This window comes from Lysinibacillus sp. ZYM-1 (assembly GCF_001308875.1).
In the GTDB taxonomy this organism is placed as follows: Bacteria; Bacillota; Bacilli; order Bacillales_A; family Planococcaceae; genus Lysinibacillus.
In genome coordinates this window covers 1-12,918 of the sequence record NZ_KQ465128.1, presented here as the reverse complement: position 1 = coordinate 12,918, position 12,918 = coordinate 1, and the positions used below count along the sequence as shown (strand labels likewise).

Here is a 12,918-nt window from a genome sequence, read left to right as displayed (position 1 = left end):
TTCTGTCACCCCTAATCTGCACTTGCGACACGTAATATTTCTGATGTTGTTGTTTGACCAGCTACAACCTTTAATAATCCATCTATTAATAAGGTGTGATAGCCTTTTTCCTTCATATAATCCCGTAGCGCTAAGTCACCTACACGATTTAAAATCATATCCTTCACTTGTCTATCAACAGGAAGAATTTCATGGATAGCCATACGTCCTCTATAGCCAGTGTTACTACAGGCAGGACAGCCACGCCCTTTTTTACCATGCGTCACACCCTCCACACCATTTTCCTCTAGTATTTCAAGTTCACGAGTTGTAAATTCATAAGGTTCAGCACAATCACGGCATACTTTACGGACAAGTCTTTGAGCCATAATACCTACAAGTGATGAGGATAGTAGAAATGGTTCAATACCCATATCATGTAAACGCGAGATAGATTCTACTGCACTATTTGTATGGAGCGTACTCAACACTAAATGGCCTGTTAGGGAAGCACGAATAGCTATTTGTGCTGTTTCAAGATCTCGAATTTCCCCCACCATCACAATGTCAGGATCTTGTCGTAAAATGGAACGTAACCCTAGGGCAAACGTTAAGCCAACCTCTTCCTTTACTTGAATCTGATTGATGCCATCTAACTGATATTCAACAGGATCCTCAACCGTTATGATATTGACACCTTCTTCATTTAAATGAGAGAGTGCCGCATATAACGTAGAGGATTTACCTGAGCCTGTTGGTCCCGTTATAAGCATGATTCCATTTGGATGGGCAATCATTTTTCTAAAGAGCGCTTCATTTCTTCTATTAAAGCCCAATTTATCAATATCATTTGCTGAATTGGTTAAATCTAAAAGTCTCATAACAACCTTTTCACCATAGACAGTCGGTAATGTCGCTAAACGTATATCAACAGGTCTGAAATGAACATTCGTTTTAATACGACCATCTTGAGGGATACGATTTTCAGTAATATTTAAGTTGCCCATAATTTTAATACGAGCTAGTACAACATTTTGCATATGCTTCGGTAAAGATCGCTCAGTGCGAAGTACTCCATCGACCCGATAACGTACACGTAGCTCTGTTTCTTGCGGGTCGAAATGAATATCACTCGCTCTTTGTGCTACACCATTGGCAATGATTTGATTCACTAAACGCACAATAGGTGAGTCGTCATTCTCAATCTCCTCTTGCGTTTCAGTGCTCGTCGCTGCTAAATCTAACATCGCAGCATCCATCGACTCCTGCAAATCATAGTATTTAGTAATAGTGCGATATAAATCATCTTTTGCTGCAATACTTGTCTCGATTTGACAGCCTGTCGTCATACGAACTTCTTCAATCGCAAAATAATCCATCGGGTCTTCCATGGCGATAAATAATTTATTTTTCTCTTTGCGTATTGGCATAATATTGGTTCGCTTAGCAAGTTCGGCAGGAATTAATTGCAATAAATCGGGACTAATTGAAAATTGATTTAGGCTAATATGTGGGATACCCAGCTGAAATTCAAGTACTTCAATGAGCTGCTGTTCCGTTAAGAAGTTTTCTTTAATAAGGAAATCTCCCAGTTTCTCATTTTTTAACTTCGTAGTTAATGCGTACTCTAACTGTTCGATTGTGATAACCCCAGATTCAACAAGTAAATCACCTAAACGTTTTCTACCTGGTTTTATTGCCATAAACATACCTCCAATCGTTATGGGCTTGTTTGTACAAAATTACCACCCTTATCATAGTAGCCGTAGACAATTTCTGGTCCATCATCTTTCTTTGTTTCCTCTTGTGGTGAAGGTTTTACATCAGGTAAGCCATTTCCGTCTAAATCAATTGCCAAATCAGAGTCCGCTGTATCTGCTCCTGCTTGTTGAGTTGGCGTAGTAACGGTTACAGGCTCCTGCGACGAACGGGTAACGATTCGATTTTGAGGTGCATAGTAATCTCTACTGATTAACTGTTCTTCCGTTGCCCCATTCTTTACAATTGAACGATAAACTTCTACACGTACCCCCTCTTTCCCCTCTTGATCCACTCGTTCTTGGCCAGCCTTTAAATCTTCTGAATAGCGATAAATAATTCGCGGCATAACGATTTTATCCTTGCTGACACGAACTGTGATGTCCTTGTCTTTTACTGCCGCATAGACTTCTATTTTTACTTGATTGCCTTCAATCGTCGCTTTCAATTTACCAAGCTGATTTGATCGATTAATAAACTGCAAGTCTTTTGCTAATGACGCATTGATATCGACTTCTACTCCTTGTTGTAAATAACTTGGATTTCTCTGCTGAGAATGTCTTTCTAGAATTTCATAATCTGTTTGAAGGATTACACTGTATAGCACGGATGCTATAAAATCTAAACCTGCATCATTTACAACACCAGCTTGTTCTCCTAAAAGTGAAAGCAAGGAGATCGATTGGTTTGGAACAATGTTGACATCATTTAATAACGGAATTATTTTTCCAACCCCTCGACCATCTGTTGGTAAATTAGCAATCTGAAAGGCAATTCTTTCGTCTACTTGTAACATTTCATCGTTGACAACCGCTTCAACCTCATGCTCTTTCAAATAGCTTGCTTGTATAGTTAATTTTTCCAATGTTTTTTCGGTATCCCAAATACCTACTGCATCAAGATCCTGGATAACCGAATCATTTACCAATACCGGAATGGGGAGATGTATAACTTTTTCTTTTTGCCAAAACGCATACCATGGCTTTTTAGACAGGTTTATATATTGAGCAACCACCTGTTCTATTTCAAACTGTAAATCATGTGCATTAATCTCCTGTTCTGTGCTACCGCCACTCACAATGAGAGATGTTTCTTGCCATTTTTCCACAGCCTCACGGATAACTTGTATAACATTTTCTGAATCAAAGCCTTCTACTGGAATACCACCAATTGTTGAAGAACCAGGACTCCCTTTAGCAAAAACTGTGCCGTTTAGCACAAATGATGGAACAAAAAATCCTACAAATAGAACAATCATCAAAAACAAGCTAATTATTTTTATGTATGTTTTCATTCGCACCATCCTTTATTTGATTATTGATTTTCAATTTATATACAAATAATGCTACTTACATAGTAATTTAACACTACCAAAAAATCAACATTATCCCGGTTTTAATTAAATAAACTAAATAAAAGTTCAGAAATAATTCAATAATTAGTTATAAAATACTATAATTAACCTCAATTCCATTCGATATATAACTATGATTTGTTATAATAGGCCTTAATCAATTAGCTTAAAGTCACCACCTAATATTGAAGTATTTGCTTAGGTCAAAATAATTAATTTATAGCTTGTTGAATAAAGTGAAGTGAACTAAATGTTTATCACTAAAAATTATGATATTCAGAAGATTTTACATACCTGGTAAAAAGATATTTATTTTACGGACATTAAATGATGGAGGAGTTTCCCAGTCTTCAAACGGCTGCTAAACCTTTGCTACGAGTTGTTAAACATGAGGATGACACGCAGAATTTCAAACTATTGATATATCAATATATTTATATAGGGGGATTTAGATTGATAAAATACCTTAAAAACGATAAAGGCTTGTCTTTGATCGAAGTTGTCGCTGCTCTTTTAATAATAGGAATTGTGTTAATTTCATTTTTTGGTTTGCTCGTTCAGTCAAATAAAACAACGCATAAGTCAAATGATATTATGGATGCTACTTATGCAGCACAGATAAAGATGGAGGAGATTTATAATGCGTCTAGTGGGGCTGCTTCATATGAAGAAATAGCAGGGGGCTTTACATTGGATGAAGAGAATCCTGGAACGTCCCTGTCTTCTCTACCGACTAACCAAGTTTATAAATATTTACCACATGAAGAAGATCGTTTTACTTACTATTTAATAGTAGAAACATTTCTTGAAGATGACACTTATAAAAATGCGGTTTATGTACATCTAGAAGTTATTGAAAACAGTACAAATAGCAAAGCAACAATGGAAAATGTGTATATTCTGGGGAGGGCAAAATAATATGAAATGGCTCCGAAATAGCAAAGGTCTTACATTATTCGAAGTACTTACAGTCGTTGTAATTCTTGCCATCGTATCAATGTTGAGTATTAGTATTGTAACATCTGCTACAAAGCAACAACTCCAGCAAAGTACACATAACCGCGAAATTAAGGATTTATCCTTTGCATTAAAAGTAATTACAAAGGATTTCAGGAAGAGTGATAACCTTATCACTGAATCTGATGAGACAAAAATCCCTCCTACTGATTTACATACATTACTTTTAGGTGAGGAAATTGTATCAATTTATCGCTTGGAAAATAATCAAATTATTCGAAATTCAAACGGTAGTGAAGAAGTCATAGCTTATAAAATTTCCGACTTTACAATCCGCGGAGGCAAAATTGAAATTATAAGTGAAGATGGTCAAACAGCTACAACAGATATTACTCAAAGGAGAGGAAAATAATGAGTAAAAAAATTAAAAATCAACAAGGTTCAGCGCTTGCGCTAGCGTTATTTTTAGTTGTGATTATCTCAATCCTTGGTATTACTTTACTCAGTATCTCTTCTAACAGTCTAAAACAAGTAGACTATGAGCGAAAAGATCAAGCGGTGTTTTATATTGCTGAGGCAGGGATGAGTTTAGCGAAATTAGAAGTAAAAAAAGAATTAACTGAAATTCAAAGTAGGTCCTATCAGCAAATTACTGAATGGATTACTAATGAAAATACGAGAAGAAAAAGTGCTCAACCTCAACTTCTTCGTTTAACAAAGGCTGAGGCTGAGGCTGCATACAGAATGATTCTAAATAGTGAATTCACAACGTTTAAAAATGCTCCGCCTGTGCTCGAATCACATGCCATTTCGTCAGGAAAAGAGGCAACCATTACAGTAGACACTAGTTTACCGGCAGATGGGACACCATTACTTTATCGAATTAATATTGTTTCAAAGGGCAACATCGATGGGGCAAAAGAACGTGAAGTAACACAAGAAATCAAAATCGAACCTCGTCTTCCGTTTCCAGAAGACGATGACAGTGGAGATGGCGATGGTGAACATAATAATGTACAAACTCCATTAGAAGGATATTCAGCAATCTCAACTGGAAATATCAATCTAACTGGCAGTGGAAAAATAACAGGAAATGTGTCCACAAACGGAAAACTTATTTATGGTTGGACTTCATGGGTGGAAAATGGCACTATAGGTGTTACTAGTCCTGATAAGATTGAAAATATACAAGCATCTGGTGGGAAGAATACTGTGAGTCAAATTGTCTCCCCAATAAATATTAATCTGGTTGATTATGTACCAAAATCCTTTGGAGATAAATTTAATATCCCAGGGAATATTCCATATTTACTTTCCTATCCCGCATTAAGTCCTACAGGTGCAAATACAACATTAGGTCAGAATGGTGAAATCAATCTAGGTTACAATGAGCGTAATCACACTCTTTTGCTAACTGAACAAGATACTAAACTGCGGAAATTATCAGCTATTGGTGGCACAAGTTTAACTATTGATTTAGGAAACACTAGCGGAGAAAAGAATTTATATATTGATACTATAAATTTAGGGGAAGTACAAATATCAATAAAAGGCACTGGAACACTCAATATCATTTCTAATAATATTTCAACTCTTGATGGAAGTAGTAGTATAAAAATCAGGGATAAACAGACTTCCTCTTTAAATTTATGGTACGGTGGTAACAAAGAGTTATCTATCGGTGGAACATTTATACTTGAAGGTTCGGTTTATAATAAAAGTGCTAATATAAGACTACAAGGAAGTCCTAAACTTTTTGGAAATATTATTTCAACTGGTAAAAAAATCACGGTACACGGCGGAGATGCCTCGGCAAATGGAATGTATGTTATCCTTCCTAATGGAGAAGTAGCAGTTTCAGGTTCAGGAAAAATAAAAGGAATTGTCATGGCTGAAACAATCACTGTTCAAGGGGGTGGCAGTGAAATCATTTTCGGTGAGCCCCTTGTACCCATTGACAAAGAAATAACAGATTACCCTACTCCAAATGTAAATGATAATCTTTTCTCCACTGAGGAAACAAGTATGATTGAAAATTAATGTATAAACCAAAACAGCTAATGAGAATTTTCGTTTGGCTGTTTTTCATCTTTCTTAATTCATAAGGCTTTTATTTTTTTCGTCAGTACTTGTTTTAAAATCAATTGTTCTTTTGAATCCTTCTTTTTATTAGATTTGAATAGTAAAAATGTCAAAGCGCCGTTTATCACGCTTTGACATTTTTCATGGCTCCTTTTACTGACAACCATCTCCTCTTTTTTATTCCCTGTTCCTCAACAACCTACCCGACAACAACATCCCAATACCACCGATTGTAATAAACAGAACAGCTCTAATTAATAAATCAAGGGCAGACAAGTCAAAGAAAATAAGCTTGATAAACGCAATGATTAAGATAACAAAACCTGTGGTACGAAGCGTTTTTAAATGCTGTATGGAACTAAGCCATAGAGAAATGCTCGCTGTAAGGAATAATGTAATCGTTGTTAGAGCTATGCTTAGCTTCCAATCAAGTAGATGACTATAGGTAAATTGATGGACAAGTCCCCAAATCGAGATCATTGTGAGTACGATGCCTGAGCTAACAATAGCGTCTACATATTTCACCATCCGTTCCTCATACAACCGATAGATACGGCCCTTTACAAGTACGTCTACGATAATGGCCACTATGACTGCTATATAAACCGATCTTGTCACGATATTCAAGCTTTCCATCATAGATGGTTTTGTGCTTATCATTAAGGAGAATACTACGAAAAATACACCTAGGACTGGCGTTAAAGCGCGCCCTTTGAATTGCTCTGATACTAGCAGGGATCCCGCAAACAATGCAGCTAATGCGATACAACTCATATACTGTATGTCATTTGATGCTGCAAAATATGTGGTATCTAATTTACCAATATAAGCTAAAAAATAGCCTGTGGTGATCACTGCTAAAATATCAATAACATATAAATCCTTCATGATTTTTTCAAAAGGTGATAGTGTTTCTTTTGGACGTCTAGCATACATGTAAATTACTACAAAATAAATAATTGGCATAAACAAGCTTAAATGATCAATGCTAATAAATGGTGTCGGTTCATGGACGATGAAGTTTAGCAACAGTGTTATCACAAAGAAAAACGAAGTGACCACTTTCATCATACTTGCACGTAATCGTAAGCTAATCATTACGCCTGCAAATGCGATCAATGGATACAGTAAATCATCCACTTTATTAGGTATATTCATAATAAGTATCGTATTACATAGGGTAATAAATGCGAGTGTTAAAGCACTATCAAATACTTCCTGCCATTTTTGTCGATAGCTATACAATGCTACTGCTGCAAATAAACCAATCAAGATAAGTAGCAACGCTTCCCCATATTCGAGTGAACGAATGATAAGATTCATCAGTAATAAACTAAATGAGCCTAAGGAAAATTGGAGGCCGATATGAAGAGGTTTCCATTTTGATTGTGCACTATATAATCGACACCAACTTACGTAAAAGATTGCTAGAATAATAAGTAAACCAAACCCAAAGACAATTTGCTTATCATGATTCATAAACGCTACAACACTAACTGCCAGCACTGAGAAAAAGGTGGCTATATAGAGGGCTAGCTTTTGCTTGTGTTGCTGGATGACCAATTGCAGCATAGCAAATAATACGATAACAAATAGTAAAATAATGACGGCACTAAAATCCATATATTCTAATAAATAAGGTAGTAATAATGAGGTAAAGGCAACAAAAACCGTTAGTGCCTCATTTTTCTTAAAATAACTTATCGCAATGCCATAGCCAATATAAAGAATCGTAATGCCAAGCGCTGGTGTGAGATGGATGATTTCGTATAAAATGGCACTAGCTGCAGTCGTTAAAATACCAACAATAAATGCTCCACCATATAATGAGATTGTAATTGCGGGTGAGCCAACTTTTCTACGTTCCAGTATATAGGCGATAGCCGCCAATCCCACCGATAATATATAGGCAAGGATGATTTTCACGCCATTCGATAAATAACCATAGTCACTGACAAGTTTGAGACCCCAAAGTACCCCCATAACTAAAATAACCATGAATACTTTTGGAAGTGCCCACATAACACGTTCCTCCATCGATGGCTGTGGTTGCACCTCTTTTTGTTCTTTTTTGACTGGGGTAGACTTCGACTCCAGCTTCGGTATTGGTGTTGGTTTTATTGGAACTGATTGCTCGATCATTGTCTGTCTAGCATCAAGAGTATTTATTTTTTCATTGCTTTGTGTTCGCTTTAATTCATTTAACTCCTGACGTAAACCTGCCATTTCCTTCTCAAGCCTAGCCATTCTTTGTTCCATTTCAAGGGACATTCAATCATCCTCCCCACTTTATCAATTTTCTAACATTATAACACATTTATTCTTATTGTAAAATTACACTTTTTGTTTATTTTATCTTGGTCTCCGATACATTAATGCCTTTTCACTATCACTTGTACCTCGAGTCGTTGGATCTACAATGACACCCATTAATACAAGAATCGATAGAACAGTATTTAAAACAGATGCAATTTGGTCACTCATCGCACCAGTCAAATCAAAGCCAAAAATCGATGCTACTTGCTGTGCAAGTAGGAGTAACAATGAAAATAGCCCCAGTAAAAATGGTATATGTTGAAGACGAACCTTCCAGTTAATTCTCATAAAAGCTCACCTCCCCCCCTCTTGCCACAGTATATGCATAGTGGTTATGTGACACATATGCAAAAATGGAGCCCTTGAAAAGTTTACTACGGAATTTTAATATTTTTTTGCGAACTAAACTATTTTCCAGTGGAAAGCTAGACAGGTTGTATCCATAAAGCCAAGCTCATATATTTAGTTAGGTTACATCCTGTCAGGAGATGCCTACCAATTTGAAAATGAGGGTGATTAAAATGGTGTATGAGTGGAATGCATTGAGGGCTATTGCTTGTTTAAGTATTGTGTTATTACATGCTACGACTAATATTGAAATTATCAATGGCTTTATTGATCAGCCATACTATCAATTTTTCAGATTATTGCTATGTTTCGCCACACCGACTTTCATTCTATTATCCATTTTAATATTAGCTAACCGCTACCAACATCAGCTTCCTTCCCAATTTTTATGGCATCGTTTTCAGTTTATTTTCATACCATTTGTAGCTGCTGGTATTATATATGCCGCTAATGCTGCTTTTCATTATAACGAAAATTTTTGGGATGCCCTGTATCGCCACATTGTTTTAGGTGATTTTTCTGGATGGTTTGTCATGACCATTTTTCAGCTCTATATACTCTTTTTTATTGTGAAAAAATATAAAATTTCCATTATATGGTTTATCCCTATTCTATTCTTACTGGGGATTGTCTATATGACACTAGCAAATTTAAATTTAGATTATTTCATACAGAATGATCATTTTATGCGTTTGCTCTTTGTGGGCTGGCTTCCTTATTTTGTATTCGCTTACCTCATTGGTAGTCATTATGAAAGATTCGCTTATTATTTCGTTAAATACAAATTTTTCACAGTCTTATCTGCCATTCTTGCAACGACCATATTATATATAAATTATTATTTAGGCGCTCAACAAATTACATCGAGAAGGATTGATATGATACTATTTGTGCTAGCTATAGCAATTTGTATTTTAGCGTTTGCTCAAATTTTGCCTAAACTTTCCTTCATCCATATTATAAGCCGCTATTCCTTTGGTATCTTTTTAATTCACTGGCTCATTCAAGAATATTTAGCACCATATAGCGCATTACTTCCAACTACCTCGCTACAAGTCACTTCACTTTTTTTTGCTAGTTTACTCGTCTGTATGTTACTCATAAAAATCATTTCCTTTGTCCCTTTTAGTGCTTATTTAATCGGAAAATCTCACCAAAAAAAGCCTTCTCAATTATGAGATGGCTTTTTAACATGAAAAAACCACTTAATTATAGAAATTTATTCCTTCCAAATGATTGACAAAACACCCACTGCGTTATATGGTTAGTTACACAAGTAATTAACCAACTAACAAGCGAGGTGGATCGTGATTCATTCTTTAAATAATGAAAAACCAATTTTTCAGCAAATTCGCGAAAGGATAGAAGATGCCATTCTGGATGAAAAGCTATTGCCTGAAGATCGTATTCCATCTACCAATGAATTCGCTAAAGAGTACCAAATTAATCCAGCAACTGCCGGGAAAGGCGTGAATGAATTAGTGGATAAGGGTGTCATTTATAAAAAAAGAGGTGTTGGGATGTTTGTTCATCCGAATGCTAGAAATATTTTAATTACAGAGCGTAAAGAGAATTTTTTTCAACAACATATTGAACCATTGAAGAAAGAAGCTAGACGATTAGGCATCACAGATGAGGAATTACAAAAATTATTACAAGGAGGATAATGTATGAAAATTCAAGTGAACAATGTCACAAAATCTTATAAAGATAAATACGCGTTAAAAAATGTCACTTTCACCATAGAAGGTTCCAAAATCATTGGTTTTTTAGGTCATAACGGAGCTGGTAAAACGACCTTTTTAAATTTATTATCAGGCCTTATCGCTACTACTAGTGGTACTATTTTAGTCAACTGCGAAAATGTCTTTAATGCCCCTGCTACGTTGCGTGATATTTGTTTTATTGCAGAAAGTGGCAATTTTCAAGATGAAATGACCATTGCTCAAACATTAAAGGCCAATAGCTTCTTTTACCCTAAATGGGATGAAAAGCTTGCACAGGAACTGCTACAAGTATTTGCATTAAATCCTAAAGATAAAGTACGTAGTCTTTCAAAAGGAATGGTTTCTGCACTTGGGATTATTACAGGCTTTGCGAGCCAAGCTGCCATTACAATCTTTGATGAACCCTACATTGGTTTAGATGTCGCAGCCCGTCATACATTTTATGATCTATTAATCGAGCAACAAACTGAACATCCACGAATATTTATTTTATCCACGCATTTAATTGACGAAGCTAGCGAACTATTTGAGGAAATTTTCATTCTCCATGAGGGAGAGGTTCTACTTCAAAAAACTGTTGATGAGTGGCGTGAGCATATTGTAGCTGTAAAAGGAAGTGCCACAGATGTTACATCAGCCATTGGGGACTTAAAAGTGATCTATCAGCATATGTTTATGCAAGAAATGACAGCAGTTGTCTTTGCAAACGGGCAATCTATAAAAGGGCACAATCTAGCACTTGAATCGATTTCACTCCAAGATATGCTCGTCTATTTAAGTAAACAGAAGGTGGGGTCTGGTAAATGAATACTATGAAAGGTAGTTTTTATATTTTATTTCAAAGTTACAAGAAGCACAACATAGTTTTTTGGAGCATCTTATTTTCAATCGTGCTACTGTCATTTTTCTTAGATGCATTCTTTGGTCAATATATTTCTTTTGCCATTACTATTTCAATCCCCGTCTATATTTTTTACAGCTCCATGGCGACAAAGATCTTAAATAGAACCTTACCTTATTTTTTAAAGCTAGGATTAAGTCGTCAGCAATATATGTTACATGTCGGACTCTTTTTCATTAGTTGGAGTCTAGCTGGTGCATTGATTATTGCAAGCGCACATAAAATGATTTCGTATGTATCTACTTTGTTGAATGTCAAAGATATTATCATCATTCATCCTATTTTATTTTTCAATAGTTCCCATTCATTTTTACAAACAGTCGCAATGGATACTATCTTACTTTTCTTTTGTCTTTGTTCTGGTCTTCTCTTGAATGTTGTTTTTTATCGCTTAGGTATATTAGGTGGTTATTCTTTAATCGGACTGTTTGCATTGGTACCTATCGTAATGGTCATCTTCGAATGGTATTCTCCCCTGTTTGAATTTTTAGCTCATTCGTCCATAATAGTGATTTTCGGAAGCGTTCTAGTTTTTAGTGTCTTCCTCTATTTATTGATTACCGCTAGCATGAGAAGGGTTTCTGTAAATCCCGTATAAACATGAATAGGAGGAAATGAACAGTATGAACCAAAAAGTGATTATGAAAATAATCGGTTTAGAGTTTCTTATTATATTTTTCTATGTTATTAACGGAGCATTCGTTTCCATTAAACAACCGTCAAACCCTTTGTTACAGTTCGCATTGTTAATTCCACTGGCATTGGGGCTCTTCATTTATATTGCGATGAAAAAAAGCTGGCAAATGTATTTCTTTCATCGCATTAAAAAGAATCATTTCTTCACTATTTTACCGCTATTTTTCGTTTTATGTATCATCTTTGTAAGTACACAAGGTTTAAATGTCACATCTATTAGCGATCTCATTTTTATGTTTTTGATGCAAGTGCTGATTGTAGCATTTATAGAAGAGACAGTATTTAGAGGGATTATGCTGAGGGTGCTTCTTGCAAAAGGAGCATTTACGGCGGTATTGATTACTAGTGTACTGTTTGGCGTCACACATGCTTTACAATTACTAGGGGGGCAATCTCTAGAAGATACTGTTATTCAAATCATCTATGCCCTTTTAGTGGGCCTTGTCCTTTCCTTACTTATTTTAGATGGTCAATCAATTATCATCACCATTCTTTTCCATGGCTTTAATAATTTCTTTAACTTTATGGGGAATATAGAAAGTTCTACACTAAGTGGTTATCTTATTATTTTGGTGCTTTTTGTCTATACACTTGTCTTATGGAAACGTGTAAAAAAAGGATATTCTATACATTTCACGAAAAATGCCAAGTCCATCTAGGACTTGGCATTTCAGATTGTAGACAAAAGCCATCGAGAAGTTTGAACTGCACCCCGTCAAGTAGACAGTGGAAATAATAAAAAATGTATTAAGCGGCTTGAGCTCTGAATTCTAAAGGACTCAAGCCGTTTAATCGTTTCT

12 protein-coding genes are annotated in these 12,918 nt (G+C 35.7%); 8 read left to right on the top strand and 4 right to left on the bottom strand.

The window, feature by feature from the left end:
- Window positions 1-11 precede the first annotated feature (11 nt).
- Together AO843_RS16775 and AO843_RS16770 are read right to left on the bottom strand one after the other, a co-directional pair.
- Window positions 12-1,682, bottom strand: coding sequence for a GspE/PulE family protein (locus tag AO843_RS16775; RefSeq protein ID WP_054612240.1), 1,671 nt, complete (start codon window positions 1,680-1,682; stop codon window positions 12-14).
- Between the two features lie 17 nt (window positions 1,683-1,699).
- Window positions 1,700-3,031 carry a G5 domain-containing protein gene (locus AO843_RS16770; RefSeq protein ID WP_054612239.1) on the bottom strand — a complete coding sequence of 444 codons (1,332 nt, stop codon included), beginning with the start codon at window positions 3,029-3,031 and terminating at the stop codon, window positions 1,700-1,702.
- A gap of 513 nt (window positions 3,032-3,544) precedes the next feature.
- Between AO843_RS16770 and AO843_RS16765 the strand changes: the two genes are divergently transcribed.
- From AO843_RS16765 to AO843_RS16755, 3 genes are read left to right on the top strand one after another with little or no spacing between them, the layout of a single operon-like run.
- Window positions 3,545-4,009: a type IV pilus modification PilV family protein gene (locus AO843_RS16765; protein ID WP_054612303.1), complete on the top strand. Its 465-nt coding sequence runs from the start codon at window positions 3,545-3,547 to the stop codon at window positions 4,007-4,009.
- Window position 4,010: 1 nt separating this feature from the next.
- Window positions 4,011-4,460 (top strand): PulJ/GspJ family protein, encoded by a 450-nt coding sequence (locus AO843_RS16760; RefSeq protein WP_054612238.1) that lies wholly within the window; start codon window positions 4,011-4,013, stop codon window positions 4,458-4,460.
- Entirely contained in the window at window positions 4,460-6,088 is a 1,629-nt protein-coding gene (locus AO843_RS16755; RefSeq protein ID WP_054612237.1) for a pilus assembly PilX N-terminal domain-containing protein, read from the top strand. Before AO843_RS16760 ends, AO843_RS16755 begins: the two co-directional genes overlap by 1 nt.
- Window positions 6,089-6,307: 219 nt before the next feature.
- Here AO843_RS16755 and AO843_RS16750 read toward each other — a convergent pair whose 3' ends face one another.
- Window positions 6,308-8,401: a DUF2339 domain-containing protein gene (locus AO843_RS16750; protein WP_054612236.1), complete on the bottom strand. Its 2,094-nt coding sequence runs from the start codon at window positions 8,399-8,401 to the stop codon at window positions 6,308-6,310.
- A gap of 81 nt (window positions 8,402-8,482) precedes the next feature.
- Window positions 8,483-8,734, bottom strand: a complete 252-nt coding sequence (locus AO843_RS16745) for a phage holin (protein ID WP_054612235.1) — start codon at window positions 8,732-8,734, stop codon at window positions 8,483-8,485.
- A gap of 233 nt (window positions 8,735-8,967) precedes the next feature.
- Between AO843_RS16745 and AO843_RS16740 the strand changes: the two genes are divergently transcribed.
- The 5 genes from AO843_RS16740 (at window position 8,968) to AO843_RS16720 (ending at window position 12,777) form a co-directional block, all read left to right on the top strand.
- Window positions 8,968-9,972: an acyltransferase family protein gene (locus AO843_RS16740; RefSeq protein ID WP_231630184.1), complete on the top strand. Its 1,005-nt coding sequence runs from the start codon at window positions 8,968-8,970 to the stop codon at window positions 9,970-9,972.
- Between the two features lie 129 nt (window positions 9,973-10,101).
- Complete coding sequence (locus tag AO843_RS16735) at window positions 10,102-10,461, top strand: GntR family transcriptional regulator (RefSeq protein ID WP_054612233.1); 360 nt, start codon at window positions 10,102-10,104, stop codon at window positions 10,459-10,461.
- A 3-nt stretch (window positions 10,462-10,464) separates the two neighbouring features.
- Window positions 10,465-11,328, top strand: coding sequence for an ABC transporter ATP-binding protein (locus tag AO843_RS16730; RefSeq protein WP_054612232.1), 864 nt, complete (start codon window positions 10,465-10,467; stop codon window positions 11,326-11,328).
- Window positions 11,325-12,020 (top strand): hypothetical protein, encoded by a 696-nt coding sequence (locus tag AO843_RS16725; protein ID WP_054612231.1) that lies wholly within the window; start codon window positions 11,325-11,327, stop codon window positions 12,018-12,020. The genes AO843_RS16730 and AO843_RS16725 overlap by 4 nt, the downstream gene beginning before the upstream one ends.
- A gap of 25 nt (window positions 12,021-12,045) precedes the next feature.
- Window positions 12,046-12,777 carry a CPBP family intramembrane glutamic endopeptidase gene (locus tag AO843_RS16720; RefSeq protein WP_054612230.1) on the top strand — a complete coding sequence of 244 codons (732 nt, stop codon included), beginning with the start codon at window positions 12,046-12,048 and terminating at the stop codon, window positions 12,775-12,777.
- Window positions 12,778-12,918 lie beyond the last annotated feature (141 nt).